The sequence below is a fragment of the Pseudomonas sp. FW305-3-2-15-E-TSA4 genome (assembly GCF_058787295.1).
Map to the genome: position 1 here is coordinate 120,040 of NZ_JBYSZP010000008.1, position 26,147 is coordinate 146,186.

Below are 26,147 nucleotides of genomic sequence, written 5' to 3' on the forward strand. Positions count from 1 at the left end.
ATTCTCCATGGGCGCAAGCATTCTCACCGCGAAGAACCTCAGCAAAGTGGTTCCCAGCGCGGAAGGTGAACTGACTATCCTGCACGAACTCAGCCTGGAACTGAACCAGGGCGACAGCCTGGCCATCGTCGGCGCGTCCGGTTCCGGCAAATCCACCCTGCTCGGCCTGCTCGCCGGCCTCGACCTGCCAAGCAGCGGCGAAGTCATCCTCGCGGGGCAAGGCCTGAGCAATCTCGACGAAGACCAGCGCGCGCGCATCCGTGCTGAACACGTGGGTTTCGTCTTTCAATCCTTCCAGTTGCTCGACAGCCTCAACGCCCTGGAAAACGTCATGCTGCCGCTGGAACTCGATGGCCGCAAAGACGCCCGCGAACGCGCCACCGAACTGCTGCAACGAGTCGGTCTCGGCCAGCGCCTGACACACTCGCCGCGCCAGCTCTCCGGCGGCGAACAACAGCGCGTGGCGATTGCCCGGGCTTTCGCTGCCGAGCCGGACGTGCTGTTCGCCGACGAACCCACCGGCAACCTCGACAGCCACACCGGCGAGCGCATCAGCGACTTGCTGTTCGAACTGAACAAGGAACGCGGCACCACCCTCGTGCTGGTGACCCACGACGAACGCCTGGCCCATCGCTGCCGGCGCCTGATCCGACTTGAAGCCGGGCTGCTGGTTGCCCCTCTGGAGCCTTGATGGCACGTCTGCCGCTGTTGCGTCTGTTCAGTCTCGCCCTACGTCAACTCATGCGCGATGCCCGCGCCGGGGAATTGCGCGTGCTGTTCTTTGCCCTGGTCGTCGCAGTGGCGGCGAGCACCGCCATCGGCTACTTCGGCGCCCGCCTCAACGGTGCGATGATGCTGCGCGCCACCGAGTTCCTTGGCGCCGACCTGGTGCTTGAGGGCAGCTCGCCGGCCCGCGACGAACAGATTCGCAGCGGCACTGAGCTGCGCTTGAATCATGCGCAGGTGGTGGAGTTTTCCAGCGTCATTGCCACCGACAATGGCATTCAGTTATCGAGCATCAAAGCCGTCGACCGCGCCTACCCGCTGCGCGGCGAGCTGAAAAGTGCCCCGGCCCCGTTTGCCGCTGAAACCTCGGGCGGCGAGCCGCAACCCGGTGAAGCGTGGGTTGAAGCTCGTCTGCTGACTGCGCTGGATCTGAAGATCGGCGACAGCATCGACGTCGGCATGAAAACCCTGAAGCTGACCCGCGTGCTGACTTACGAGCCGGATCGCGCCGGCAACTTCTACAGCCTCACGCCTCGGGTGATGATCAACCTCGAGGACCTCGCCGCCACTGGTGTGGTCCAGCCCGGCAGCCGCGTGAGTTATCGCGAGTTGTGGCGCGGCGAACCGCAGGCGCTGGAAACCTACCGACAACTGCTCAAACCCGGTCTGGCCGCCAATCAGCGCATTCAGGATGCGCGCGACGGTAACCGGCAGATCGGCGGCGCGCTGGGCAAGGCCGAGCGCTACCTGAACATGGCCAGTCTGGTCGCGGTGCTGTTGGCCGGCGTGGCCGTGGCGCTGTCGGCCAACCGCTTCGCCAGTCGCCGCTTCGATGCCAGTGCCTTGCTGCGCTGCCTTGGTTTGTCGCGTCGGGAAACCATGTTGCTGTTCAGCATTCAACTGACCGTACTCGGCCTGTTCGCTGCCCTCAGCGGCGCAGTGCTCGGCTGGCTGGCGCAACTGGGCCTGTTCGCTCTATTACATGATCTACTGCCTGCCGATGTGCCACCGGGCGGCCTGTTTCCGGCGCTCGCCGGGATCGGCACCGGGCTGGTAGCGCTCGCCGGGTTTGCCCTGCCGCCACTTGCCGCGCTGGGTCGGGTGCCACCGCTGCGGGTACTGCGCCGCGACATGCTGCCGATTCCGTCGAGCACCTGGATGGTCTATGGCGCGGCGCTGGGTGCACTGGGCCTGATCATGTGGCGCCTGAGTCTGGATCTGCTGCTGACCTTCGCCCTGCTTGGCGGTGGCGTGGTCGCTGCGCTGGTGCTGGGTGGCTTGCTGCTGTTGTTGCTCAACAGCCTGCGCCGAATGCTCGCCCGCGCGCCGCTGCCGTGGCGTCTCGGCCTGGGGCAGCTGCTGCGTCATCCGCTGGCGGCGGCCGGGCAAGCGCTGGCGTTCGGTTTGATCCTGCTGTCGATGGCGCTGATCGCCCTGCTGCGTGGCGAGCTGCTCGACACCTGGCAAAACCAGTTGCCGAAAAACGCCCCCAACTACTTCGCCCTGAACATCCTGCCGGCGGACAAACAGGCCTTCACCGATCACTTGATCAAGGTGTCCGCGCAGGCGGCGCCGCTGTACCCGGTGGTGCCGGGACGGCTGATCAGCATCAACGGCGAACCGGTGCAGCAGATCGTCAGCAAGGATTCGGCCGGCGACCGTGCCGTGCAACGTGACTTGAGCCTGACCTGGGCCGCCGACCTGCCGGCCGGTAACAAGCTCACCGCCGGTACGTGGTGGACCGGGCAACCCTCGGACGACGTACCGGGCGTGTCGGTTGAAGGTAAAGTCGCCGAAAGCCTCAAGCTCAAACTCGGCGATCACATGGTGTTCAGCGTCGGCGGGGTCAATCGTGAAGCGAAAGTCACCAGCCTGCGCGAGATCAACTGGGATAACTTCCAGCCGAACTTCTTCATGATCTTCCAGCCCGGCACCCTGAAGGATCTGCCGGCGACTTACCTGACCAGTTTCTATCTGGCACCCGGTCACGATCAGCAGATCGTCGAGCTGTCACGGGCATTCCCGGCGGTGACCATCCTTCAGGTCGAAGCCCTGCTCGAACAGCTGCGCAGCATCCTCGCCCAGGTCACCCTGGCGGTGGAATACGTGTTGTTGTTTGTGTTGGCGGCGGGGATGGCGGTGCTGTTCTCCGGCTTGCAGGCAACCCTGGATGAACGCATTCGCCAAGGTGCGCTGCTGCGTGCGCTGGGCGCGCAACGGCAGTTGCTGATCAAGGCGCGGCGCATCGAGTTCGGCTTGCTCGGGGCGGTCAGCGGCCTGCTCGCGGCCATCGGTTCGGAAGTGGTGAGTCTGGTGTTGTATCGCTTTGCCTTCGATCTGCCATGGCATCCGCATCCATGGTTGCTGATGCTGCCGTTGATTGGCGCCGCGCTGATTGGCGGTGCCGGGGTGTTCGGCACGCGTCGGGCATTGAATGCGAGTCCGCTGACAGTCTTGCGCGAGGGTTGATAGACTCCAGCCTTCGTCACCACAAGAAGTTGCCATGAGCCGTTATCGCCCTCCCCGCACCGCCGGCACCGCGCTGATCACCCCTGAAGGTGAAGCGCGGATGCGCGCCGAATTCCATGAGCTGTGGCATGTGCGCCGCCCGCAGGTGACGCAAGCGGTCAGCGAAGCAGCGGCGCAGGGTGATCGTTCGGAAAACGCCGAGTACACCTACGGCAAGAAAATGCTGCGCGAGATCGACAGCCGCGTGCGATTTCTCACCAAGCGTCTCGAAGCACTGAAGGTCGTCAGCGAAAAACCCAGCGATCCGAACAAGGTCTACTTCGGCGCCTGGGTCACCATCGAGGACGAAGACGGCAAGCAATCACGCTACCGCATCGTCGGCCCGGATGAACTGGATCTGAAACTGGGTCTGATCAGCATCGACTCACCACTGGCCCGCGCCTTGATCGGCAAGGCGCTGGACGCCGAAGTCCGGGTACAGACGCCAACCGGTGAGCAGTTTGTCTATATCGTGGCGATCGAATATCCCTGAGCGTTTCAGCGGCGGGTGATCAAACCCTGCCGCGCAACGCGGGTCAGTTGCTTGATCATTTCCGGCGCGTCTTCAGCGCTCGGTGCCTGAATCACCGCCAGGTCAAAACTGTCACTGGCAAACCGCGCCAGCGACTCGCCATCTTCAACGAACTGGATCAGGAACGCGGCAGGACCGCCGCTGCGACGTGGCCAGCCATCGAGATAACGCAACAGCGTTGGCTGATGTTTGCCGCCAAGCAGGATTTTCGGGTTGCGCTGGGTGATATGTGCCGTGATCGGCGCGGGACGTGCTGGAGGGCGTAGTGCATTCATCGTGTCGTGTCTCTGCCTCAAAAGTCTGCATGGCAGGTGAGAGGCAACACCGAACCAGCGCTTTAGCGGTATTTCGAAGCCCTGTTCCGGCTTCTGACGGCAACTGTCTGAGTCACCTGGCGCCCCGCAAGTAGCTGTTTAAATCGGCGCATGAGCAACATCCTAGATAACGTGACCGATGAGTGTCAAGAATCGGCCGCAACAAAAAAGGCCCGCACAATGCGGGCCTTTTGCTTGAGCCAGAGCGCTCAACCGGCGATGGCGCGATCCACCGACAGCTTGCCGGCGCCTTCGATCATCACCGCGAGGCTGCCACCGAGCAGCGCCAGGGCGAACTCGTAACCGTTGTTGGCCATGAACAGACCGTTGCTGATGTGTACGGTAAAGATCGCCACCAGCGACAGGAAGGTCAGACCCAGCGCCGCCGGGCGCACCAGCAGGCCGATGATCAGCGCCAGACCGGCGAAGAACTCGGTACCGCCGGCCAGCGTGGCCATCAGGTAACCCGGGTGCAGACCGATGCTGTCCATGTATTGCGCGGTGCCCGCCAGACCGTAACCACCGAACAGACCAAACAGTTTTTGCGAACCGTGGGCGGCGAAGATCACGCCGACCGCGATACGCAGAATGGTCAGGCCGTAACCGGCGCGAGTGAACAGAACCTTGTTGATCAGAGAGCTCATGGGGCATTCCTTGTTTTGCGATAAGTGTGTTGGGATTGGCCGCTATATTAATCAGTTAAATTCATGTTAAAAGCGCAATTATTCCGCCATAACAATCAAATTATTAGATCATTTCCGTGAAGCGACTTTCTGTCCCCGGGGCTCCAGCGACTCCCGCTCCCGGTCGAACGCCAAGTAATACTTGTTCACGCTATTAACATAGCTGACGGGGCCCATGCCCACCTGCTCCATGGCGATGCGCTCGACCTGAAAGAACCACTGGTTCGGATTCAGCCCGCGCCGCCGTGCCTCGGCACGCATGCCCTGCACCCGCTCCGGGCCGATGTTGTAGGCCGCCAGGGTGAAGGCCATGCGCTCGCGCTCATTGAGTTTCGGACTGTTGAAAAACTTGCGGCGAATCATCGCCAGGTACTTGGCCCCGGCCTGCACATTCGCATCGAGATTCTGGATGTTGTTCACACCGACTCGCTGCGCTGCGGACGGGGTGATCTGCATCAACCCGGTCGGACCACTGCCACTGCGGGCGCTGGGTTGCAGGGCTGACTCCTTGAAGGCCAGCGCCGCCAGGTTCAGCCAGTCCATGCTTTGCGCGTCAGCGTGTTTTTGCAGGGTCGGGCGCAGTTTCTCCAGACGCTGGCGGTCAGCCTTGGCCAACGGATAATGCACTTGATAGAGCCGTCGATAAATCCGCAGAAACTCTGCATCCTCGTTCGCCGGCTTCCTGTAGCCGACCAGGAAACGATCGATGCTCGCCCGCAGCATCGAGGCATCACGGCGCACGAACCAGTATTCCTCACCCGGTTCGCTGATCATCAATTGCCGGTCGAAACGCAGCTTGGGCAGGATCTTGCCCCAACGCTCGGCGATCGGTTGCTCGACGACGGTCAGGTGGAAAATCCCGCCCTGCACCATCTCCAGCACGTCTTCAACGGCCAGCGTCGGATCGACCCATTCGATCTTGATCGGCGCCAGTTTGTGCAACGCCAGTTTCTGATTGAGCTGGCTGACCGCCTCCCCCGCCGCGCTGCCGGTGGGCAAGGCCAGGGTTTTGCCGGAAAGCTGCTCGACCTTGGTGTAACGGCGCTCGCCCTTGATGCCGACGAGCACCAGCGGCACGTTGCTGGCGATCGGCTCGCTGCTGGCCACCGCGTGGCCGGGTTGCAGATCAAGCAGCTCGCCGGGCGCGACCAGATCTCCTTCACCACGCTGCAACGCGCCGAGCAGCTGATCCTTGGCTTTGGGAATGATCTTGAGGGTAATTTCCTGACCATCGCGGGCGTGGCCATTGAGGTATTGCTCGAAGGCGCGCAGGCGATGGTATTCGACGCCGATGGCCTGGCCCTGGACTTCACCGGAACTGTTGCGGCTCTGGTTGACCAGCACGCGCAACACGCGACTGCTGCGAATTTCCGCCAGGTCACGAACCTTGGCGGCCGGTACGGCTTGCTGTGGCCCGGGCAAGCGCGCAACCGCCGTTATCGGCAGCAGCAGTGACGCGCACAACAGGAGCAAAACCGAGGGACGATGCATCCACTCTCCGGAAAAAATACGGGGCGATTTCACCGCTAAACGGTCGAAATCACCGACGAAAACAGAGCGCCTGGAGCGCTGGCAAAGTGCGAGAGACTGGCACAGTGATGGCTTTTCTGCCAACCCGGGCTACGTCACGGCATCAAAAGACAGCTATAACTCGTTGTAGTTCTTGGCTTTTCTTATAAATCTACAGCTCTGGTATGCTTTCCGGCCTTCGGCCCGAGGTAGAACCATGCAACTCATCGATATCGGCGTCAACCTGACCAACCCCAGTTTCGCCGAAAAACATCAGGCCGTGCTCGACCGCGCCTACGCTGCAGGGGTCTGCCAACTGGTGCTGACCGGCACCAGCGTCGAGGGTAGCGAACAGGCGCTGGAGCTCTGCCGGCAACTGGATCAAAGCGGCCAGCGGCTGTTTGCCACCGCTGGCATTCACCCGCATTCGGCCAGTGACTGGAACGCTGACAGCGCGCGCCGTTTGCGCAGTCTGCTGCAAGAGCCAAACGTGGTCGCCGTGGGTGAATGCGGACTGGATTTCAACCGTGATTTCTCGCCGCGCCCGCAACAGGAAAAAGTCCTCGAAGAACATCTGGCGCTGGCGGTAGAACTGCAATTGCCGGTGTTCCTGCATGAGCGGGATGCCAGTCAGCGTCTGCTGGAAATCCTCAGGGACTTCCGCGATCAACTGCCCGCCGCCGTGGTGCACTGCTTTACCGGCGAGCAAAAAGCCCTGTTCAGTTACCTCGATCTGGACCTGCACATCGGCATCACCGGCTGGATCTGCGACGAGCGCCGGGGCACACACCTGCACCCGCTGGTCAAGGAGATCAAGCGCGGACGACTGATGCTCGAAAGCGACGCGCCGTACCTGCTACCTCGCACCTTGCGCCCAAAGCCGAAGAACGGCCGCAATGAACCGGCGTATCTGACCGAGGTGCTGCGCGAAGTGGCGCTGCATCGGGGCGAGACCGAGGAAGATCTGGCTGCGCACACAACGGCGTGTGCCCGCGCGTTCTTCAACCTCCCCGCCCTGCCCTGATACACCTCAAATCCCATTGTGGGAGCGGGCTTGCTCGCGAAGGCGGTGTGTCAGTCATTGTTAATTAACTGAACCACCGCCTTCGCGAGCAAGCCCGCTCCGACAAAGGGGCTCAGCGTAGAACCTGTTGACCCATATCAAGATCCGCAGATCTTCATAGCGGCACAATGATGGCACCTTGCCAAAACTGTTTCCGCTATCAGAGAAGACCTCCATGGGTGCCTGGCTTAGCAATATCTCGCTGAAATACAAATTCTGGGCGGTCAATGCGGTCGCCTTCGTCACCACCCTGCTGCTGGTGCTGTACGCCGTGCAACTTGAGCAGCAGGCCCGCAGTCACGCGTCGAAAACCTCCGCGCAAGCCCAGGCACAATTGCTCAAGGCCTGGCCGGCTGGGCAGGCGCTGCCCAAGGCCGATCAGGTACTGACCTTCAAACGCGGGGAAGCGCCGCGCCTTAATGATCAACCGCTGCTGGAGATCAGCGATAGCAACGGCTGGAACGAGATCAATCATCTGCCGCTGTTCGGCAACAACCCGCTGCTGGGCGCTGAAGTGTTCAGTCGTGGCGACGGCGAGCAAGTCGCGGTCATCGCCTATGGCCCAAGTCTGGCGCAAGTGTTCAGTGAACGTTTTGCCAACTACGCCGTGGCGGTGTTCATCCTGATGCTGGCCATGCTCGGCGCCTCGCAACTGCTGATCCGCTTCCTGCTCAGTCAGCTCAACACCTTGAAAGACGTGATGCTGCATGTAGAGAAGAGTGGTGACCTCTCGGCCCGCGTGCCGCTGGCCTGCAAGGACGAAGTCGGACAAATGGCTAATGCGTTCAACGCGATGCAGGCCGGTTATCAGCGGGTGGTCACCACCGTTGCCAACACCGCGCGGCAACTCGACGTCGGCGCCGCACGTCTGGCGGCGAGCATGAACGAAGTGCGCCACGGCATGCTCGGTCAACAGAGCGAGACCGATCAGGCCGCCACCGCGATCAATGAAATGACCGCCACGGTTTACCACATCGCCCAGCACGCCGGCGCCACCCGCGACCTGTCGCAGACCGCCGATGGTCTGGCCGGCAGTGGCCAGCAAGTGGTCAGCCGCGTGCAGCAATCGATTGCCGGACTCTCCAGCGGTGTGCAGCAGACCGCCGAGATGATCCAGCGTCTGGCCGAGGACAGTCAGAAGATCAACGGCGTGGTCAGTGTGATTCACAGCATCGCCGAGCAGACCAACCTGCTGGCGCTCAACGCCGCCATCGAAGCAGCGCGTGCCGGCGAGATGGGCCGCGGTTTTGCGGTGGTCGCTGATGAGGTGCGCAACCTCGCCAAGCGTGTGCAGACCTCCACCGATGAAATCACCACCATGGTCTCGGCACTGCAGGCCGGCACGCGCGATGCGGTGGACTTCATGCAGGAGAGTTCGTACAAGGCCGACGACTGCGTGCAGCAGGCGCAGGAGGCCGGCGAAGCACTGGCGGAAATCACTGGCGCCGTGGCGCAGATGCGCGAGAGCAACACGCAGATTGCGGTGGCGGCGGAGCAACAAAGCCAAGTGGCGGAAGAGATGAATCGGGCGGTGGTGAGCATTCGTGATGTGACCGAAAACACCGTGCAGCAGACCGTGGATTCGGCGACCACCAGCAATGAGTTGGCGACGTTGGCCGGGGAATTGAGCAAGGCCATCGGTCAACTCAAACTTTAAGGGACTCATCGCGAGCAGGCTCACTCCTACAGGGGATTTGTGTGCGCAGCAGATCCTTTGTAGGAGTGAGCCTGCTCGCGATGGCGTCAATTGCAACACCATCGAATCCAGCCATTGCACCTATCACCGCCATAGCCAACCTTGATTCGCCGCCCCACCCGCCCCGGCCTATTCTTCAAGCATGTGTTCAACATGGATCGAGGAGTAGTCAACATGGGCAAACGTCACCCCAATCTTCCAGCGTGGCAATGGCGCGCGTACCCGAACAATCACCAGCATCCGACCAATCTGGTGTTGCACCTGATTGCCGTGCCGCTGTTCATCGTTGCATTTCTGTTGATCGTGTCCGGCGTGTTCAGCTTGAGTCTGGCCAGTATCGCCATCGGTGTGATCGGTATCGTCGCGGCGCTGGGTCTGCAGCGCCACGGCCACAGCCTGGAGGCGCAAGCCTCCGAGCCGTTCAGTGATCGTAAAGATGCCGTGTCGCGCTTGCTGGTCGAGCAGTTTCTGACCTTTCCGCGGTTCTTCCTCAGTGGCGGCTGGTGGCGCGCCTGGCGTGAGCGCCACCGTCGGCACTGAGTGACTCAGGCAAAAATCGTCACGGTCTGCCGACTCATGGCAATCAACTCTCCCTCCGCGCTCCACAGCTTGGCGGCGACATGGCCGTAGCCGTCGGCGGCGTATTCGATGTCTGCCAGATATTTGCACCAGTCCAAGGTGCTCAACTCGCGTAACGGCTGAACGAATTCGATGGTCCAGGTCAGCGTACTGCCCGGTGCCGGTTTCTTCAGGTACGGCAACAAGGCCGGTGGCCACGCATCCACCAGCGCCAGCAGATGCGCCTCATTGACCGGTTCTTCCTTGACGTCCCCACGCAAACGTACCCAGCCGCCCATCTGCCGCGATGTGTTGCCGGTGAACGGCATGCCGCCGACACTCCAGCGCATCGCCAGATGCCGCATGAATTCCGGGGTCACGCCCTTGATGTACGGCAACTCCTGGCATTCGTCCCAGTGTTTCATTTCGGCTGCCGGATAGGCGGCAACGGCCACTTCCGAAGGTCGCGAAGCGCCGAAGCTGCCCTGCACAATTGTCACCACCTGACCGTTCTGCACAGCCCGGCCCAGCACCTGGCTGACCGCTTTACCTTCGCGCAACACGTCAACTTCGAAACGCACCGGAATTTCCGGCTCGACCGGGCCGACAAAAGTGATCGCCAACGAACGCACCGGGCGATCCGCCGGCACATTCGCGCGCATGGTCTCGTATTGCAGCGCCGCCACCAGGCCACCAAAACTGGCTCGCCCCTGACCCCACTCGGCGGGAATGGTCACTTCTGGCTGGCGACGGACCGCCTCGATCAGATCGGAAAAGCGCATGACAACCTCGGCAAGCGAAAAAAGGGATGCAGCGATCTTAACCAGCATGGCAGAGCGCCGCAGCGTCTATTCCGGTCAAATGGACTGACAGAAAGGCCTTAAGGTCAGGAAGATATTCGAATGTGGGAGCGGGCTTGCTCGCGAAAGCGGTGTATCAGTAGACACATCTGTGACTGACACACCGCTTTCGCGAGCAAGCCCGCTCCCACAGGGGATCTGAGTGGATTCAGGATTTGAAGCAGCTTGAACTGAGTTTATCCAGCACCCGATCCGCCTTGGCTTCAGCCTTGATCAGGCCTGCCTGCCACGTCGCGACGCAGGGTTGCAGATCGCTTTCCAGTTCGGCCCGCGCCAGCCACTGCCAGCAATCGTGCCAGTCACCCAACGCGCCCTGCGCCGACTTCAACCGCGGCAGCGCCGGCTCAGGCAGGCGATCGAGTTCCGGATAGGCTTCGATGCCATAACGCACGCGCTTGATCAGCAAGCGCAGACGATGGCGGTCGTGGGCCGGATCGTGCAGCGCCTCGTCGAGTTTCTTCCATTGTTTGTGCAGGCGTTTTTCGATGCGTTTGCCCAGGCCCTTGAGCAGGCCCTGGCGCTCGGAAGCACGCAGGAATCGCGGGAAGGCATCGAGGATAATCAGCAGCGAAGCCACTTCGGCGCTCGCCGCCAATGTTGGATAGGCTTCGTCCATTTGCGCCATGCGCCGCTGCGCCGCTTGCGGTTGATCATGCTTGAGCAGATACGCCGCCAACACCTCGCGATCACGCCACGGTGTGGTCAATTGACCAACTGCCGACGCCGCGCCCTCCAGTTGCTCGACTCCGGGCAAACCACGCAAGGGTCGCAACAGGCTGCGCAAGCGCCGCACCGTGGTGCGCAAGTCGTGCAGCGCCTCAGGGTCGGTACGCGCAGTCAGGCGCGCCTGACAGGCCAGCAAACGCACTTCCAGGCTCAGGACATGAGCCACCAACCGATCCACCAACGCAGACATCGCTTGCTCCTGATTCACATGGCTTGAAGGATGAGTCTGCCGTGAGAAGGCAGGCGCATCCTTGCGTCAAGTCAGCAGCTTAGCGGCCGGCGCGGGATTCGCGAATATAGAAACGGGCTTTCTCGGCCTTGTTGCTGCAGCCTTCAAAGCCTTCGAATTGCTGTTGAGTCTTGGCCGCGGTCAGCAACGACAGCGCCTTTGAGTAGCTGACCGTGCCGGCGAAACCTTCGGCCTTGGCCAAGTCCAGTTCATGCCACGCCGCATCCAGCTGACTGCCACAGCTGTCCCGATAAGCAGTCTTGCCAGCGCAACCGGCCAATGCCAGCGCGATCAACGGCACACAGATCCAGGCTTTCATCACTAACACCTCAAAATAGGTCAACAGTCGTGCAGGTAAGACGTTGCGGCGCGGGAAAAGTGCCTTGGCGCCCCATGAATCTGCGGCGACCAAAGCATAGCGCCGAGCGGTCACGGAGTATCGAAAAAACGACGCTCCTGCCGTCTCCAGCGACCCTGCCGATTGTCGCCCGCCCCCGGATGGGTGCATTGTGGAGCCTTGTCGGGAGGAAGTTTGATGAAAAAGCGTGTCGCACTGGTGCTGGGCTCCGGTGGCGCCCGGGGCTATGCCCATATCGGGGTCATTGAGGAGATCGAAAGACGCGGTTACGACATTGCCTGCATTGCCGGTTGTTCGATGGGCGCGGTGGTCGGCGGGATCTATGCGGCGGGCAAACTTGACGAGTACCGCACCTGGATCGAAACCCTCGACTATCTGGATGTGCTGCGGCTGGTAGACGTGAGTTTTCGCCTCGGTGCAATTCGCGGCGAAAAAGTCTTCGGACAGATCCGCAAGATCGTCGGCGAGATCAACATCGAAGACCTGCGCATCCCCTACACTGCGGTCGCCGCCGACCTGACCAACCAGCAGGAAATCTGGTTTCAGGAAGGCTGTCTGCATCAGGCAATGCGCGCCTCGGCGGCGATTCCCAGCCTGTTCACCCCGGTGATGCAGGGCAACCGGATGCTGGTGGACGGCGGCATTCTCAACCCGTTGCCGATCGTGCCGGTGGTCTCCAGCCACTGCGACCTGATCATCGCGGTCAACCTCAACGCGACCAACCAGCGCCACTACAAATTGCCGGTGATTCAGCGCCCACCCGCGTTTCGTTCGCGCTTTGACAGTTTGCTCAGTTCGCTGGGTTCGAAGATGCCGTTCCGCCGCAAACAGGCCGAGCAATTGCTGTTGCTGGAACAGGAAGCCCTGCGCGCAGAGGCGGCGGACATCAACCCATGGCTGGAAGGCAGCGAACCGGAAAGTCAGCAACCGGCAGCGGCACCCGAGCGCGAAGGCGCGCCGAAGTCCGCCACCGGTTCTTTCATCATCGACAACGTCGGGCCGGCGTCACTGCTGGACCTGATCAACCAGAGTTTCGAGGTGATGCAGACCTCGTTGGCGCAATACAAGATCGCCGGCTATCCGCCGGACATTCTGATCAACGTGCCGAAGCGCGTGTGCCGGTTTTTCGAGTTCTACAAGGCGCCGGAACTGATCGCGCTGGGGCGGGAGATTGCGCGGGATACGCTGGATCGGTATGAGAGTGAGCAGGGCTGAAATCACGGCTGGCTGTCAGGGCCTCTTCGCGAGCAAGCCCGCTCCCACAGTGGCCGGTGAGAAACACAAATTTCAATCACACCGGAGAACCCTGTGGGAGCGGGCTTGCTCGCGAAGGCGTCAGCTCAACCAACCCAAAACCTACAGGCTGTTCTCACTCAACAACCGATACCCAACCCCCGCCTCAGTCACGATAAACCGCGGCCGCGTCGGATCATCCGCCAGCTTCTGGCGCAAATGCCCGACCACAATCCGCAAGTAGTGACTGTCCTCGGTATGCGTCGGCCCCCAGATATCCTTGAGCAATTGCTGCTGGGTGATCACCCGCCCCGGGTGCCGCGCCAGTTGCGCCAGCACCGCATATTCCTTGCGGGTCAGCGCCACTTCGGCACCGTCGAGCAGCACTCGTCGATAGGCCAGGTCCACGGTCAACGGGCCGAACGTCAGCGCCGCTTGCTGGGCCTCGCCGGCCGGTGCCTGACGCAACAACGCGCGAACCCGGGCGAGAAACTCCTGAATGCCGAACGGCTTGGTCACGTAATCATTGGCGCCGCCATCCAGCGCCTGGACTTTCTGCCCTTCGCTGGCCCGCACCGAAAGCACCAGCACCGGCGCGGTGGCCCACTCGCGAAACTCGCGCAGCACCTGCTGGCCGTCCATGTCCGGCAGGCCGAGGTCGAGCACCAGCAGGTCGGGCTTGTTCAGCGCGGCCTGGGCCAGTCCCTCGGCGCCGGTGCCGGCCTCCAGCACTTTGTAGCCTTGTGAGGCGAGGCTGATGCGCAGGAATTTGCGGATTTGCGGTTCGTCATCGATGACCAAAATGGTCGCGGTCTGGCTCATGAATTCACATCGACACAAAAGATTGGCAAGAGAGTAGCGCAGTCGCGATCAGGCTTCATTGTCCATCCCCGGTTGCGTCTGCAACGGCAGGTGCAGGGTGATGCTGGTGCCGCGCCCGTCGATGCCGTCGGCGACGCTGATGCGCCCGCCATGCGCACCCACCATGCCCTGACAGATCGCCAGGCCCAGACCGGTGCCCTGCCCGCCGCGATCGCCACGCGCGGCGGTATAGAACATGTCGAAAATTTTCGCTCGCTCGTCCTCGGGAATCCCCGGCCCCTCATCGCTGACTGTGAAGAAGATCTCTTCGTTATTGGCACCAGCACTCAATTGCAAACGACCGTGAACCGGCGAGAAGCGTGCGGCGTTTTCCAGCACATTGACCAGCGCCTGCTCGATCAGCGCCGCATGCACGAACAGCAGCGGCAACTCGGACGGCACATCGGTGCTGACCTGCAACGGCGCGAGCACCGCACGCAGGCGATTGAGCGAACTGCCGACGATGTCCGCCGGCGCTACCCAGTCGCGCGCGAGCTTCAATGCACCGTGGCCGAGGCGGGTCATGTCCAGCAGGTTCTGAATGTAGCGATCGAGGCGTTCGGCTTCGTCGCGGGTGCCTTCGAGCAACTCGCGGCGATCCTCCAGCGGAATCGCTTCGCCGAGGGCCAGCAGACTGTCGATGCTGCCGCGCATGGCGGTCAGCGGTGTGCGCAAATCATGCGATACCGAGGCCAGCAGCGCACTGCGCAATTGCTCGGTTTCACCGTGCAAGCGCGCGGCTTCCAGATCGTCCGCCAGTTGCGCCCGCGCCAGTGCCTGCGCCAGCGGCTGACTCAACGCGGTGAGCAGGCGTCGACGCTGGCCGCTCAAAATCTGGCCTTCTTTGGCGCAGACCCCGAGCAGCGCCAGCGGCCCGTCTTCCACCGACAACGGCCACCACCACCAGCGACCGAACGGCAGCGTGCCGGTGCCCATGCCGGCCGGTTGATCGTGTTGCCAGGCCCAGTCGGCGGCGGCGCGTTCCGATTCGCTGAATTCCAGAGGCCCGCCGGTCTCGACTTTCCAGCCGCCCTGGCCGTCGCGGTTGAGCAGGCACAATTGCAGATCGCTCCAGCCGTTGAGGTGCTGCGCGGCGGCGCTGACCACCGCCTGACGATCCGTCGCCGCAGTCAGTTTGCGCGACAGATCGAGCAGCTCTGTGGTCTCTTCCTGCGTATCGCGCAACGCCTGCAACTGCCGCCGCTGACGCGCCGCGAGGTTACCAGTGAGCGCCGCCATCAGCAGGAAGAACAGCAAGGTCAGAACGTCTTCTTCGCGCTGGATGGCGAAGGAAAAATTCGGCGGGATGAACAGGAAGTCGTAAGTCAGAAACGACAACGCCGCGCAGGCCAGCGCCGGGCCCAGGCTGCTGCGCACCGCCACCAGCAACACCGCCGCGAGGAACACCAACGAGATGTTCGGCAGCGGCAAAATACTCGATACCGCCCACGCCAGCGCACTGGCCAACAGCGTGGCAACCAGCGCCAACAGATAGTCGAACCAGACCAGCGTCGGCGTCGCCCGCAGACGCGGTTGCGGGTGTTCATGGTCGTTGTCGAGGACGTTGATTTCCAGGCCGTGGGCCTGACGAAGCAAACGCGCTGCGAGCCCGCCACCGAACAGGCGACGGCGCAGACTCGGCCGCGACTGGCCGACCAACAGCAGACTCGCCCGGCGTTCGGCAGCATGCTGAATCAGGGTTTTCGCCACTTCGCCGGCGCGCAGCAATACCACTTCGCCGCCGAGGCGTTCGGCCAGTTGCTGGGCATTTTGCAGGCGCAGGCGCGATTGCTCGTCGCGCACCGTGCCGTTGTCGACATGCACCAGACTCCACGGCAAATGACGGCGCTGGGCCACGCGGCTGGCGTGACGCACCAGGCGTTCGGCATGCGCATCGCCATCGACGCCGACCAGCAAACGCCCGCGCACCGCCGGAGCTGCCTGACCAAGTTGGCGATAGCCTTGCGCGAGATCGTTATCAACCTGCGCGGCCGCCGTTTGCATCGCCAGCTCGCGCAACGCGGTGAGGTTGGTCTGGGTGAAAAACGCATCGATCGCCGCCCGCGCCTGCTCCGGCACGTAGACCTTGCCTTCGCGCAGACGCTCCAGCAATTCACGCGGCGGCAGGTCGATCAGCAGCAGTTCGTAGGCTTCCTGCAGCACCCAGTCCGGCAGGGTTTCGCGCACCTGCACGCCGGTGATGCCGCGCACCTGATCGTTGAGGCTTTCCAGGTGCTGGACGTTGACCGTGGTGTAGACGTCGATGCCCGCGGCGAGCAGTTCCTGAATGTCCTGCCAGCGCTTGGCGTGGCGACTGCCGGGGGCGTTGGTGTGCGCCAGCTCATCAACCAGCACCAGCTTGGGTTGGGCTGCGAGCAGGCCGTCGAGGTCCATTTCTTCGAGCATCACGCCACGGTATTCCGAGCGCACCAGCGGCTGCTGCGGCAAACCGCCGAGCAGCGCTTCGGTTTCTGCACGGCCATGGGTTTCGACGACACCGGCAATGATTTTCATGCCCTGGCGCAATTGCGTGTGCGCGGCCTGGAGCATGGCGTAGGTCTTGCCGACCCCGGGGGCGGCGCCGAGGAAAATCTTCAGCCGGCCACGGCCGTCGCGGGGCAGGTCTGCTAACAGCGCGTCGGCGCGGCCGGAGTCGCTCATGCTTGATGTTCTCTCTTCCAGATAGTTATGCGGTGTTCTTTCGGTCCTCTTCGCGAGCAGGCTCGCTCCCACATTTGGAACACGTATTCCTGTGGGAGCGAGCCTGCTCGCGAATGGCCGCGCCGCCGGTTCAGAGTTTTTCCAGCGCCATGTTCAGCTCCAGCACATTCACCACCGGCGGCCCCACCAGCAGCTGTTCGATGTGCGCATCGAGCAGTTGCTGCAAGGTCGCCACCGGCAAGTTGCGCGCTTGCGCGACACGCGCCAGTTGATAGGCAATTGCCGCCGGTGGCAAGTGCGGATCGAGGCCGCTGCCGGAGGTGGTCAGCAACGCCAAGGGCACCGGCCCCTGGCCGGGCACCTGCAACTTGTTGGCGTCGTCGATCACCCGGGTGGCCAGCGCCGGATTGCTCGGCGCCAGGTTACTGGCGCTGCTGGAAACGGTCGCGAAGGCGCCCGCCGAAGGACGCGGATGAAACCACGCATCACCGACGAAATCCTGGGCGATCAACGACGAGCCGCGCACCTTGCCATCGGCGTCGTGCACCAGGCTGCCGTTGGCCTGTTCAGGAAAAGCGACCTGCGCAACGCCGGTCACCACCAGTGGATAGGCCACGCCGGTGATCAGGGTCATCAGCACCAGCAGGCTCAGGGCCGGACGTATCATTGTGGACATTGCAAAATCCTCGAATTCAGAAAGCGGATACCGCGTTAATTCAGGTGGACCGAGTCGACTTCATCGCCAGCAGGCTGGCTCCCACAGGAGGCCGCATTGCAAATGTGGGAGCGAGCCTGCTCGCGAATGGATCACACCAAATGCAAAGCCGTGAGCAGCATGTCGATCGCCTTGATCCCCACGAACGGCACCAGAATCCCGCCCAGTCCGTAGATCAGCAGATTGCGCCGCAGCAGTGCCGCGGCACTCGCTGCCTGCACGCGCACGCCACGCAGTGCCAGTGGAATCAGCACCACGATGATCAAGGCGTTGAAGACGATCGCCGAGAGGATCGCGCTCTGCGGACTGGTCAGGTGCATGATGTTCAGCACGCCCAGTTGCGGATAGATCGCGGCGAACAGCGCCGGCAGAATCGCGAAGTATTTGGCGACGTCGTTGGCGATGGAAAAGGTTGTCAGCGCACCACGGGTCACCAGCAATTCCTTGCCGATCTGCACCACGTCCAGCAGCTTGGTCGGGTCGCTGTCGAGGTCGACCATGTTGGCGGCTTCGCGTGCGGCTTGCGTGCCGTCGTTCATCGCCATGCCGACGTCAGCCTGGGCCAGCGCCGGGGCGTCGTTGGCGCCGTCGCCGCACATGGCGACCAGACGACCGTCGTTCTGCTCAAGGCGGATACGCGCCAGTTTCTTCTCCGGGGTGGCTTCGGCAAGCACGTCATCGACGCCCGCTTCAGCCGCGATGGCCGCAGCGGTCAACGGGTTGTCGCCGGTGACCATGACTGTGCGAATCCCCAGTTTGCGCAGCTCGGCGAAACGCTCGCGAATGCCTGGCTTGACCACGTCCTTGAGGTGAATCGCACCGAGCAGTTTGCCGTCGGCGCAGACCAGCAACGGCGTGCCGCCGCTCTGCGCGATCTTGTCGATTTCCCGCGACAGCGCCGGGGCCAGATCGGAGCGTTGTTGGCCGAGGAACGACAGCAGCGAATCCACGGCGCCCTTGCGATACACGCGGCCCTGATAGTCGACACCGGACAAGCGGGTTTCCGCACTGAACGGCACGGCAGTCAAAGTATCCAGCGTCGGCTCGGTTTGTGGGTGCAGACCGCGCAGGTATTCAACGATGGATTTGCCTTCGGCGGTTTCGTCCGCCAGCGAGGCAAACAACGCGCCTTCTGCCAGTTCGCGACCATTCACACCCGGCGCCGCATACACCGCGCTGCAACGGCGGTTACCGAAAGTGATGGTGCCGGTCTTGTCCAGCAGCAGCACGTGCACGTCACCGGCCGCTTCCACGGCGCGACCGGACTTGGCGATCACGTTCAGGCGTACCAGTCGATCCATCCCGGCAATACCGATGGCGGACAACAGGCCACCGATGGTGGTCGGAATCAGCGTGACCAGCAGCGCCACCAGGAACACCAGCGGCAGGCTGCCGTTGGCGAAGTGGGCGAACGGCTGCAGGGTCACCACCACCAGCAGGAAGATCAGGGTCAGGCCGATCAGCAGGATATCCAGCGCGACTTCGTTCGGGGTCTTCTGGCGCTTGGCGCCTTCGACCAGGGCGATCATGCGATCGAGGGTCGACTCACCCGGGTTGGCGGTGATCTTCACCAACAACCAGTCGGACACCAGGCGCGTGTTGCCGGTGACCGCCGAGCGATCGCCGCCGGACTCGCGAATCACTGGCGCCGATTCACCGGTGATCGCCGCTTCGTTGACCGCCGCAATGCCTTCGATGACTTCGCCGTCACCGGGGATCATCTCCCCCGCCTCGACGCGCACCACATCACCCTTGCGCAGGCTGGCGGCGGGCACCACCTGGAAGCTGCCATTGGCCAGTTTGCGCCGCGCGCTGAGGCCTTCGCTGCCGGCCTTGAGACTGTCGGCGCGAGCCTTGCCGCGACCTTCGGCCAGCGCTTCGGCGAAGTTGGCGAACAGCACGGTGAACCACAGCCACAGGGCAATCTGCGCGGCGACGAAAGTCGGCACGACGTTGTCCGGGATGAAGCACAGCACGGTGGTGAAAATCGCCGTCAGTTCGACCACCAGCATCACCGGCGAACGCACCAGCTGGCGCGGGTCGAGCTTGACGAAAGCTTGCACCAGCGCCGGACGCCACAGGGCCGAGATCGCGGTTTTCGGTGCTTCTGCCGACTGGGTCGGCACCGCAGGTTTTGCAGGAACATGCATATTCATGATCGATTCCTTAGAAGCCCATGCTCAAGTGTTCAGCAATCGGACCGAGCGCCAGAGTCGGCAGGAAGGTCAGGCCGCCCACCAGCAAAATGGTCACGGTCAACAGGGTCACGAACAGCGGGCCGTGGGTCGGGAAGCTGTTCTGGCCGATCGGTGCGGTTTTCTTCATCGCCAGGCTGCCGGCCAGGGCCAGTACCGGCAGGATGTAACCGAAGCGACCGATCAACATGCCCAGACCGAGCATCAGGTTGTGGAACGGGGTGTTGGCACTCAGGCCACCGAACGCCGAACCGTTGTTCGCGCTGGCCGAGGTGTAGGCATAGAGCAACTGGCTGAAACCGTGCGGGCCGGGGTTGCTGATGGTCGCCGCCGGGCCAGGCAGAGCAGCGGCAATCGCGCCGAGTACCAGCACGCCCACCGGCATCACCAGCAAGGTCACCACCAGCAATTGCACTTCCCGCGCCTGCAGTTTCTTGCCGAGATATTCCGGCGTGCGGCCAATCATCAGGCCGGCGAGGAACACCGCGATCAGCACGTTGAGCAACATGCCGTAGAGCCCGGCGCCGACGCCGCCGAAGATCACTTCGCCGACCATCATGTTGACCAGCGCCACCATGCCGCTGAGCGGGTTGAGGCTGTCGTGCATGCCGTTGACCGAGCCGTTAGACGCCGCAGTCGTGGTCACTGACCACAACACGGTGGCAGTTGTACCGAAGCGTGCTTCCTTGCCTTCCAGCGGCGCGGTCTGTTCGACCGCGACATTGTTCAGCGCCGGGTTAGGCTGATATTCGGCCCACAGCGAAGTCGCGCCGCCGATCAGGAACAGTGCGAGCATGCAGGCGATGATCGCGCGGCTCTGCCGCTGGTCTTTCACGTAATGACCGAAGGTGAACACCAGCGCTACCGGAATCAGAATGATCGACGCGAGTTCGAACAGGTTGCTCCACGCGGTCGGGTTCTCGAACGGATGCGCCGAGTTCACACCGAAGAAGCCACCGCCGTTGGTGCCCAGTTGCTTGATCGCAATCTGGCTGGCGGCCGGGCCGAGCGGGATCACTTGATCGACGCCCTGCATGGTGACGGCATTGACGTATTGCGCGAAGGTCTGCGGCACGCCCTGCCAGACGAGGTACAGCGCCAGCAGCAGACACAGCGGCAGTAGGCCGTAGAGGGTGGCGCGGGTCATGTCGACCCAGAAGTTGCCCAGAGTCTTGGTCGACTTGCGCCCGATGCCACGGCACAACGCAACCAGCACGGCGAGACCGGTGGCGGCACTGACGAAGTTCTGCACGGTGAGACCGACCATCTGGCTCAAGTAGCTGAGGGTCGCTTCACCGCTGTAGGACTGCCAGTTGGTGTTGGTCATAAAACTGACCGCGGTGTTGAACGCCTGGGTCCATTCCTGGCCCGGCAGGTTTTGCGGGTTCAGCGGCAGGTGATCCTGAAACAACAGGATCGCGAACAGCAGCAGGAAACCGGCGAGGTTAAACGCGAGCAAGGCCAGCGTGTACTTCTGCCAGCTCTGCTCAGCCTGCGGATCAACCCCGGCAATCCGATAGCAACCGCGCTCGACCGGGCCGAGAATCGGCGTCAGCCAGGTGCGCTGACCTTCCATCACCTTGTAGTAAAAGCGCCCGAGGAACGGCGCCGGCAGCAAGACCACCGCAAAAAACGCGAGGATCAGCCAATAGTCATAACTGTGCATAGCCGCTCCTAGTTCCGATCCGCGCGCAACAGCGCAACCAACAGATAAATGAACAGCCCGGCTGCCAACAGCAGGGACACCCCGTCCAGAACGCTCATGGAAGATCTCCGTGTTACGGCGTATTGCCGCGTGTGGAGGCATTGTCGGAAAGTAGGCTGTAAAGGAACGAGACCGAGGGGGTTAGCTAGGCATAAAGAAAGCGTAAAGAGTGGGTTTATGCTGGCGTTACAGCGGGGTTTTGCGCCGTATGGGCTGGCCTCTTCGCGAGCAGGCTCGCTCCCACATTTTGAAATGCATTCCCCTGTGGGAGCGAGCCTGCTCGCGAAGACGGCATAACCGACAACATCGCACCCAACTGGCGCACAAAAAACACTCATCCAGCCGCGAACATCCCCGATACGACAGCTTTCTTCACATTACGACCTGCCCCACAGCAATGGCACGCCCACTGCACACGCCCTCCCCCGAGCTTTCCAAACCGTTCCGGGAGCAAGCGCATGAACACACAACTCAAACCCACGCTGGGCACCTTGCACCTGTGGGGCATCGCCGTCGGGCTGGTGATTTCCGGCGAGTATTTCGGCTGGAGTTACGGCTGGGGCGTGGCTGGCACGCTGGGTTTTCTGGTGACCTCGTTCATGGTCGCCACGATGTACACCTGTTTCATCTTCAGCTTCACTGAACTGACCACGGCGATTCCGCATGCCGGCGGGCCGTTCGCTTACAGCCGTCGTGCGTTCGGTGAGAAAGGCGGGCTGATCGCCGGGCTGGCCACGCTGATCGAATTCGTTTTCGCACCTCCGGCGATTGCGCTGGCGATCGGTGCCTACCTGAATGTGCAATTTCCAGCGCTCGACCCGAAACACGCGGCAGTCGGCGCCTATATCGTGTTCATGACTTTGAACATCCTCGGGGTGAAACTGGCCGCGACGTTCGAACTGATCGTCTGCGTGCTGGCGGTGATCGAATTGCTGGTGTTCATGGGCGTGGTCGCGCCAGCGTTCAGCTTCAGCAGTTTTGCGTTGAACGGCTGGGCCGGCTCCGATGTGTTCGGGCCGCCAGCGATTGCCGGGATGTTCGCCGCGATTCCATTTGCGATCTGGTTTTTCCTCGCCATCGAAGGCGCGGCGATGGCTGCCGAAGAAGCCAAGGATCCGAAGCGCACGATCCCCAAGGCCTACATCAGCGGGATCCTGACCCTGGTGCTGCTGGCGATGGGCGTGATGTTCTTTGCCGGAGGCGTCGGTGACTGGCGCACCCTGGCGAACATCAACGATCCGTTGCCGCAGGCGATGAAGACCGTGGTCGGCGACAATTCCGGCTGGCTGCACATGCTGGTGTGGATCGGTCTGTTCGGTCTGGTGGCGAGCTTCCACGGGATCATCCTCGGCTACTCGCGGCAGTTCTTCGCCCTCGCCCGCGCCGGTTACCTGCCGGCGTCGCTGGCGAAACTCTCGCGCTTCCAGACCCCGCACCGGGCGATCATTGCCGGCGGCATCATCGGCATCGCCGCGATCTACAGCGATGGTTTGATCAACCTCGGCGGCATGACCCTCACTGCGGCGATGATCACCATGGCCGTGTTCGGCGCGATCGTGATGTACATCATGAGCATGCTCAGCCTGTTCAAATTGCGTAAATCCGAACCCAATCTCGAGCGGACTTTCCGTGCCCCGTGCTATCCGCTGATTCCGCTGATCGCACTGGTACTGGCGGTGGTGTGTCTGATCGCCATGGCCTGGTTCAATGCACTGATCGGGCTGATTTTCCTTGGCTTCATGGCGGTCGGCTTCGGCTACTTTCTGCTCACCGGGCAACTGCGCGCTGACGCTCCGGCCGATGCGATGCTGACCGGCCGCTGAGGGATTTCGGGTACACCGGGCTTAACCGGCCTAGAATGGAACCACTGCGAACTCACTTCGCTCAAAGTGGTATGCAGCGTCGCTGGCGAAACCCTCGCCCGCCGAGCTGCCATTAAGGAGAGCCGTTATGCCCTGGTATGCCTGGTTGATTCTGGTCGTTGCAATCGGCTCGATCGTTGGCGGATTGATGATGCTGCGCGACACCGCCAACAAGGTTGAACTGACCGATGAAGAACGCAAACGCGTTGCGCAGCGCAACGCCGAAGCGGACATCAAAGACGCGCAGGATCGCTGAACGAAGAACCCCGCCTGAATCGGCGGGGTTTGTTTTTTGTGCGGAGTATTAACTCCAAGGATCGTATTGGACTCAGCGGCGCGCTTTTAAGAAGTAGAAGTACAGTCACCATGTCATTTACCTTGGTTAAGATGGTGGTCTTGTTGCGGAGAGTTCCACATGCGTTACTCGCAAGATCATAAAGCTCAAACCCATCAGCGGATCATCAAGGAAGCCTCGGCGCGATTTCGCAGAGACGGCATTGGTGCTACCGGTCTGCAACCGCTGATGAAAGCGCTAGGGCTGACCCACGGCGGCTTTTACTCGCACTTCAAATCCAAGGACGAACTGGTCGAGAAAGCCTTGCAGGAGGCAAGCAATCAAGTCGATGGCCTGTGCGCCGAGATCTTTGCCCAGGAACAGCCGCTGCAGGCGTTTATCGACACCTACCTGTCCGAATGGCATCAGACCTCCCCGCACGAAGGCTGTCCGCTGCTGACCATTTCCTCAGAGCTGGGTCTGCGCGGCCAGCCGAGCCCGACCAGTGATGCGGTACTCAATGCCCGACTGAGTCAAATCGAAGGCACCCTCGAGGGCGACAACAACGCCGATCGGGCCATTGTCATCATGTCGACGCTGGTCGGCGCGCTCTTGCTGTCACGCAGTGTCGCTGACGTCGAGCTTGCCCAACGCATCCTCGACGTCACGCGCGATCACCTCAAGCAATCGCAGGACTAAGCCTGCCAGCGCTTGAACAGCACACTGGCATTCACTCCGCCAAAACCGAAACCGTTGGACAGGGCATACTCGATTGGCATCGACCGCGCCTGACCGTGAACGATATCTACACCCACACTCGCAGGATCCGGATTGTCGAAGTTGAGCGTCGGCGGGACTACCTGATCGCGGATGGCCAACAAGGTGAAGATCGCTTCCAACCCGCCGGCAGCGCCGAGCAAATGCCCGGTGGCGGATTTGGTCGACGTCACGGCGATTTTATTCTCCGTACCGAACAGCGCCTTGATCGCTGCCAACTCACCAAGATCGCCCACCGGCGTCGAGGTCGCATGCGCATTGAGATGCTGCACCTGCTCTGGCGCGACACCCGCCTGAGCCAGCGCCAACTGCATCGCCCGTCGTGCACCGCTGCCGTCCTCCGGCCCGGCGGTGAGGTGATAGGCGTCGGCAGTGGTGCCGTAACCGACCAGCTCAGCCAAAGGCTGCGCGCCACGTGCCAGCGCGTGCTCCAGCGATTCGATCACCAGCAGACCGGCGCCCTCGCCCATCACGAAACCATCGCGACCACTATCAAAGGGTCGTGAGGCACGTTCGGGGGTGTCGTTGTAACCGCTGGATAGCGCTCGCGCCGCGGCAAAACCGGCCAGGCTGACCCGATCAATGCAGGCTTCCGCGCCGCCGCAAACCGCGATATCCGCTTCACCGGCACGAATCATCCGCGCAGCATCGCCGATTGCCTGGACCCCGGCAGCACAAGCAGTCACCGGTGCGCCGAGCGGGCCTTTCAAAGCGTGCTGGATCGACACATGACCGGCCGCCAGATTGACCAGAAACGATGGAATGGTGAACGGCGACAGCCGACGCGGGCCACGACTGTCCGTGGTGCGTACGGCGTCGGCTATTGCGCCGAACCCACCAACACCGGAGCCGATGATGGTCGCGGTGCGCTCCTGATCCTTGGCCTCGGACGGCTGCCATCCGGCTTGCGCCAACGCTTGGCGCGCCGCTTCCATGGCGAACAGGATGAAGCGATCCATCTTCTTCTGCTCTTTGGGCGGCGTGGCAAGGTCCGGATCGAAACCGGCCTCGATGTCCTCCGCCGCCGTTGGCACCATCCCGGCGACCCGGGTCGGCAGATCTGCGCTCACCGCCTCCGGCAAATTGCGCAAGCCCGAGCGCCCGGCGAGCAAACGCTGCCAGACAATCTCGAGATCACTCCCCAAAGGCGAAACCAGGCCCATACCGGTGACAACAATTCGACGCTGACTCATACCGCAGTTACCTCTGATCAATTTTTGTAGCGTTGGGCCGCGGAGCTGCGCGACAGATTCGGTGCCATGACATGCCGCGCACGGACAAATGCCTGCCACTCCCCCTCATCCGGCAACGAAGGGATGGTAATCAACTCGCCCTGATCCAGACCGGCGAGCGCCGCATCGACCATCTCGCCGGCCTCCATCACCATCTCCGCCGGAATGCCGCTGGCATCGATGCCGGAACGCTCCCAGATTTCAGTGCGGGTAACGCCAGGCAACACCGCTTGCACCTTCACGCCAGTGCCTTCGAGCTCGGCGTTGAGCGATTGAGTCAGGCTCAACACGTAGGCTTTGCTAGCGCTGTAGGTCGCGTTGAAGCGTTCAGGAAACAGCGCCACCACCGAGGCGATGTTGATGATCGTGCCGCGTCCAGCCTTGGCGAAACTGGCGGCGGCTGCCGAGGCCAGCAACGTCACGGCGGTGACGTTCAATTGGATCAGACGCTCCAGTTGCTCGACGTCGGAATTGGCCAGCAAACCATCGGCTGCGACCCCTGCGTTATTCACCAACAGGCTGATGCTTGAATCACTGCGCAGGCGTTGCTGGAGTTTGAGGACATCGTTCTTTTGCGTCAGGTCGGCTTTGAGCACTTCGACCTTTACACCGTACGCTTCGCGCAACTGGTTCGCTGCGCTTTCCAGACGCTGCTGATCACGTGCCACCAACAGTAAATCAAAACCACGCGCGGCCAGACGCTGCGCGTAGATGGCACCGATACCGGACGATGCGCCAGTGACGACAGCGATACCTTGAGACTGGACTGAACTCATGAGAGCGCTCCTGAAACATATTGGGCGATAGGCCTCCAACGCTCACTGGCCTGGAGGTGACGGAAATTATTATAGGCATAATCCAAAGACAATA

At 62.1% G+C, this 26,147-nt stretch carries 24 protein-coding genes; 10 read left to right on the top strand and 14 right to left on the bottom strand.

The genetic code is table 11. The features are described from left to right. Positions 1 to 7: 7 nt before the first annotated feature. From AC3WMV_RS13160 to greB, 3 genes are read left to right on the top strand one after another with little or no spacing between them, the layout of a single operon-like run. Complete coding sequence (locus tag AC3WMV_RS13160) at positions 8 to 691, top strand: ABC transporter ATP-binding protein (RefSeq protein ID WP_007964778.1); 684 nt, start codon at positions 8 to 10, stop codon at positions 689 to 691. After that, positions 691 to 3,195: an ABC transporter permease gene (locus tag AC3WMV_RS13165; RefSeq protein ID WP_103368332.1), complete on the top strand. Its 2,505-nt coding sequence runs from the start codon at positions 691 to 693 to the stop codon at positions 3,193 to 3,195. The genes AC3WMV_RS13160 and AC3WMV_RS13165 overlap by 1 nt, the downstream gene beginning before the upstream one ends. Positions 3,196 to 3,229: 34 nt before the next feature. Then, positions 3,230 to 3,727 (top strand): transcription elongation factor GreB, encoded by a 498-nt coding sequence (gene greB, locus AC3WMV_RS13170; protein ID WP_016770885.1) that lies wholly within the window; start codon positions 3,230 to 3,232, stop codon positions 3,725 to 3,727. Positions 3,728 to 3,732: 5 nt separating this feature from the next. On the opposite strand, the gene AC3WMV_RS13175 is transcribed toward greB, so the two are convergent. The 3 genes from AC3WMV_RS13175 to AC3WMV_RS13185 form a co-directional block, all read right to left on the bottom strand. Then, positions 3,733 to 4,041, bottom strand: coding sequence for a hypothetical protein (locus AC3WMV_RS13175; protein ID WP_003226820.1), 309 nt, complete (start codon positions 4,039 to 4,041; stop codon positions 3,733 to 3,735). 248 nt (positions 4,042 to 4,289) lie between these two features. Continuing rightward, on the bottom strand, positions 4,290 to 4,724 hold the full coding sequence (locus AC3WMV_RS13180; RefSeq protein WP_007964771.1) for a DoxX family protein: 435 nt from the start codon (positions 4,722 to 4,724) through the stop codon (positions 4,290 to 4,292). Between the two features lie 108 nt (positions 4,725 to 4,832). After that, positions 4,833 to 6,254, bottom strand: coding sequence for an MltF family protein (locus AC3WMV_RS13185; protein WP_103368333.1), 1,422 nt, complete (start codon positions 6,252 to 6,254; stop codon positions 4,833 to 4,835). A 235-nt stretch (positions 6,255 to 6,489) separates the two neighbouring features. Here AC3WMV_RS13185 and AC3WMV_RS13190 point away from each other — a divergent pair, with 235 nt between their 5' ends. The 3 genes from AC3WMV_RS13190 (at position 6,490) to AC3WMV_RS13200 (ending at position 9,571) form a co-directional block, all read left to right on the top strand. Further along, positions 6,490 to 7,296 (top strand): TatD family hydrolase, encoded by an 807-nt coding sequence (locus AC3WMV_RS13190; RefSeq protein ID WP_097088317.1) that lies wholly within the window; start codon positions 6,490 to 6,492, stop codon positions 7,294 to 7,296. Between the two features lie 214 nt (positions 7,297 to 7,510). Next, positions 7,511 to 8,992, top strand: a complete 1,482-nt coding sequence (locus AC3WMV_RS13195) for a methyl-accepting chemotaxis protein (RefSeq protein ID WP_103368334.1) — start codon at positions 7,511 to 7,513, stop codon at positions 8,990 to 8,992. Positions 8,993 to 9,205: 213 nt separating this feature from the next. Beyond that, complete coding sequence (locus tag AC3WMV_RS13200) at positions 9,206 to 9,571, top strand: Mpo1-like protein (RefSeq protein WP_027612458.1); 366 nt, start codon at positions 9,206 to 9,208, stop codon at positions 9,569 to 9,571. 5 nt (positions 9,572 to 9,576) lie between these two features. On the opposite strand, the gene AC3WMV_RS13205 is transcribed toward AC3WMV_RS13200, so the two are convergent. From AC3WMV_RS13205 to AC3WMV_RS13215, 3 genes are all read right to left on the bottom strand, one after another. Next, on the bottom strand, positions 9,577 to 10,371 hold the full coding sequence (locus AC3WMV_RS13205; RefSeq protein ID WP_103368370.1) for an acyl-CoA thioesterase: 795 nt from the start codon (positions 10,369 to 10,371) through the stop codon (positions 9,577 to 9,579). 226 nt (positions 10,372 to 10,597) lie between these two features. After that, on the bottom strand, positions 10,598 to 11,365 hold the full coding sequence (locus AC3WMV_RS13210) for a CHAD domain-containing protein (RefSeq protein WP_103368335.1): 768 nt from the start codon (positions 11,363 to 11,365) through the stop codon (positions 10,598 to 10,600). A 79-nt stretch (positions 11,366 to 11,444) separates the two neighbouring features. After that, complete coding sequence (locus tag AC3WMV_RS13215) at positions 11,445 to 11,723, bottom strand: hypothetical protein (protein WP_007963692.1); 279 nt, start codon at positions 11,721 to 11,723, stop codon at positions 11,445 to 11,447. A gap of 216 nt (positions 11,724 to 11,939) precedes the next feature. On the opposite strand from AC3WMV_RS13215, the gene AC3WMV_RS13220 reads away from it, so the two are divergent. After that, positions 11,940 to 12,977 carry a patatin-like phospholipase family protein gene (locus tag AC3WMV_RS13220; protein ID WP_047598663.1) on the top strand — a complete coding sequence of 346 codons (1,038 nt, stop codon included), beginning with the start codon at positions 11,940 to 11,942 and terminating at the stop codon, positions 12,975 to 12,977. A gap of 141 nt (positions 12,978 to 13,118) precedes the next feature. Here AC3WMV_RS13220 and AC3WMV_RS13225 read toward each other — a convergent pair whose 3' ends face one another. The 6 genes from AC3WMV_RS13225 to kdpF all read right to left on the bottom strand — a co-directional run bounded on the left by AC3WMV_RS13225 (position 13,119) and on the right by kdpF (position 21,191). After that, entirely contained in the window at positions 13,119 to 13,817 is a 699-nt protein-coding gene (locus AC3WMV_RS13225) for a response regulator (RefSeq protein ID WP_007963684.1), read from the bottom strand. 48 nt (positions 13,818 to 13,865) lie between these two features. After that, positions 13,866 to 16,517 (bottom strand): DUF4118 domain-containing protein, encoded by a 2,652-nt coding sequence (locus AC3WMV_RS13230; RefSeq protein ID WP_103368336.1) that lies wholly within the window; start codon positions 16,515 to 16,517, stop codon positions 13,866 to 13,868. 130 nt (positions 16,518 to 16,647) lie between these two features. Then, a complete protein-coding gene (gene kdpC / locus AC3WMV_RS13235) occupies positions 16,648 to 17,193 on the bottom strand; it encodes a potassium-transporting ATPase subunit KdpC (RefSeq protein WP_103368337.1) in 546 nt (181 codons plus the stop codon). Positions 17,194 to 17,324: 131 nt separating this feature from the next. Beyond that, positions 17,325 to 19,388 (bottom strand): potassium-transporting ATPase subunit KdpB, encoded by a 2,064-nt coding sequence (kdpB, locus tag AC3WMV_RS13240; RefSeq protein WP_103368338.1) that lies wholly within the window; start codon positions 19,386 to 19,388, stop codon positions 17,325 to 17,327. A 10-nt stretch (positions 19,389 to 19,398) separates the two neighbouring features. After that, complete coding sequence (kdpA, locus tag AC3WMV_RS13245) at positions 19,399 to 21,093, bottom strand: potassium-transporting ATPase subunit KdpA (protein ID WP_027612451.1); 1,695 nt, start codon at positions 21,091 to 21,093, stop codon at positions 19,399 to 19,401. Positions 21,094 to 21,101: 8 nt separating this feature from the next. Beyond that, a complete protein-coding gene (kdpF, locus tag AC3WMV_RS13250; protein ID WP_007963673.1) occupies positions 21,102 to 21,191 on the bottom strand; it encodes a K(+)-transporting ATPase subunit F in 90 nt (29 codons plus the stop codon). A gap of 399 nt (positions 21,192 to 21,590) precedes the next feature. On the opposite strand from kdpF, the gene eat reads away from it, so the two are divergent. From eat to AC3WMV_RS13265, 3 genes are all read left to right on the top strand, one after another. Further along, complete coding sequence (gene eat / locus AC3WMV_RS13255; protein WP_007963671.1) at positions 21,591 to 22,955, top strand: ethanolamine permease; 1,365 nt, start codon at positions 21,591 to 21,593, stop codon at positions 22,953 to 22,955. Between the two features lie 127 nt (positions 22,956 to 23,082). Then, positions 23,083 to 23,250 carry a DUF2897 family protein gene (locus AC3WMV_RS13260; protein WP_003226857.1) on the top strand — a complete coding sequence of 56 codons (168 nt, stop codon included), beginning with the start codon at positions 23,083 to 23,085 and terminating at the stop codon, positions 23,248 to 23,250. 159 nt (positions 23,251 to 23,409) lie between these two features. Then, positions 23,410 to 23,967, top strand: coding sequence for a TetR/AcrR family transcriptional regulator (locus AC3WMV_RS13265; RefSeq protein WP_096794942.1), 558 nt, complete (start codon positions 23,410 to 23,412; stop codon positions 23,965 to 23,967). Here the strand turns inward: AC3WMV_RS13265 and fabF are convergent. Both fabF and AC3WMV_RS13275 read right to left on the bottom strand, forming a co-directional pair. Next, positions 23,964 to 25,238: a beta-ketoacyl-ACP synthase II gene (fabF, locus tag AC3WMV_RS13270; protein ID WP_103368339.1), complete on the bottom strand. Its 1,275-nt coding sequence runs from the start codon at positions 25,236 to 25,238 to the stop codon at positions 23,964 to 23,966. The two genes, AC3WMV_RS13265 and fabF, sit on opposite strands and share 4 nt — an antisense overlap. A gap of 17 nt (positions 25,239 to 25,255) precedes the next feature. After that, positions 25,256 to 26,053: an SDR family NAD(P)-dependent oxidoreductase gene (locus tag AC3WMV_RS13275; RefSeq protein WP_103368340.1), complete on the bottom strand. Its 798-nt coding sequence runs from the start codon at positions 26,051 to 26,053 to the stop codon at positions 25,256 to 25,258. Positions 26,054 to 26,147 lie beyond the last annotated feature (94 nt).

Excerpts from the sequence above, each read along its gene's own strand:
- AC3WMV_RS13160 (WP_007964778.1), top strand. The coding sequence starts at position 8 with ATGGGCGCAAGCATTCTCACCGCGAAGAACCTCAGCAAAGTGGTTCCC.
- AC3WMV_RS13165 (WP_103368332.1), top strand. The coding sequence starts at position 691 with ATGGCACGTCTGCCGCTGTTGCGTCTGTTCAGTCTCGCCCTACGTCAA.
- greB (WP_016770885.1), top strand. The coding sequence starts at position 3,230 with ATGAGCCGTTATCGCCCTCCCCGCACCGCCGGCACCGCGCTGATCACC.
- AC3WMV_RS13175 (WP_003226820.1), bottom strand. The coding sequence starts at position 4,041 with ATGAATGCACTACGCCCTCCAGCACGTCCCGCGCCGATCACGGCACAT.
- AC3WMV_RS13180 (WP_007964771.1), bottom strand. The coding sequence starts at position 4,724 with ATGAGCTCTCTGATCAACAAGGTTCTGTTCACTCGCGCCGGTTACGGC.
- AC3WMV_RS13185 (WP_103368333.1), bottom strand. The coding sequence starts at position 6,254 with ATGCATCGTCCCTCGGTTTTGCTCCTGTTGTGCGCGTCACTGCTGCTG.
- AC3WMV_RS13190 (WP_097088317.1), top strand. The coding sequence starts at position 6,490 with ATGCAACTCATCGATATCGGCGTCAACCTGACCAACCCCAGTTTCGCC.
- AC3WMV_RS13195 (WP_103368334.1), top strand. The coding sequence starts at position 7,511 with ATGGGTGCCTGGCTTAGCAATATCTCGCTGAAATACAAATTCTGGGCG.
- AC3WMV_RS13200 (WP_027612458.1), top strand. The coding sequence starts at position 9,206 with ATGGGCAAACGTCACCCCAATCTTCCAGCGTGGCAATGGCGCGCGTAC.
- AC3WMV_RS13205 (WP_103368370.1), bottom strand. The coding sequence starts at position 10,371 with ATGCGCTTTTCCGATCTGATCGAGGCGGTCCGTCGCCAGCCAGAAGTG.
- AC3WMV_RS13210 (WP_103368335.1), bottom strand. The coding sequence starts at position 11,365 with ATGTCTGCGTTGGTGGATCGGTTGGTGGCTCATGTCCTGAGCCTGGAA.
- AC3WMV_RS13215 (WP_007963692.1), bottom strand. The coding sequence starts at position 11,723 with ATGAAAGCCTGGATCTGTGTGCCGTTGATCGCGCTGGCATTGGCCGGT.
- AC3WMV_RS13220 (WP_047598663.1), top strand. The coding sequence starts at position 11,940 with ATGAAAAAGCGTGTCGCACTGGTGCTGGGCTCCGGTGGCGCCCGGGGC.
- AC3WMV_RS13225 (WP_007963684.1), bottom strand. The coding sequence starts at position 13,817 with ATGAGCCAGACCGCGACCATTTTGGTCATCGATGACGAACCGCAAATC.
- AC3WMV_RS13230 (WP_103368336.1), bottom strand. The coding sequence starts at position 16,517 with ATGAGCGACTCCGGCCGCGCCGACGCGCTGTTAGCAGACCTGCCCCGC.
- kdpC (WP_103368337.1), bottom strand. The coding sequence starts at position 17,193 with ATGTCCACAATGATACGTCCGGCCCTGAGCCTGCTGGTGCTGATGACC.
- kdpB (WP_103368338.1), bottom strand. The coding sequence starts at position 19,388 with ATGAATATGCATGTTCCTGCAAAACCTGCGGTGCCGACCCAGTCGGCA.
- kdpA (WP_027612451.1), bottom strand. The coding sequence starts at position 21,093 with ATGCACAGTTATGACTATTGGCTGATCCTCGCGTTTTTTGCGGTGGTC.
- kdpF (WP_007963673.1), bottom strand. The coding sequence starts at position 21,191 with ATGAGCGTTCTGGACGGGGTGTCCCTGCTGTTGGCAGCCGGGCTGTTC.
- eat (WP_007963671.1), top strand. The coding sequence starts at position 21,591 with ATGAACACACAACTCAAACCCACGCTGGGCACCTTGCACCTGTGGGGC.
- AC3WMV_RS13260 (WP_003226857.1), top strand. The coding sequence starts at position 23,083 with ATGCCCTGGTATGCCTGGTTGATTCTGGTCGTTGCAATCGGCTCGATC.
- AC3WMV_RS13265 (WP_096794942.1), top strand. The coding sequence starts at position 23,410 with ATGCGTTACTCGCAAGATCATAAAGCTCAAACCCATCAGCGGATCATC.
- fabF (WP_103368339.1), bottom strand. The coding sequence starts at position 25,238 with ATGAGTCAGCGTCGAATTGTTGTCACCGGTATGGGCCTGGTTTCGCCT.
- AC3WMV_RS13275 (WP_103368340.1), bottom strand. The coding sequence starts at position 26,053 with ATGAGTTCAGTCCAGTCTCAAGGTATCGCTGTCGTCACTGGCGCATCG.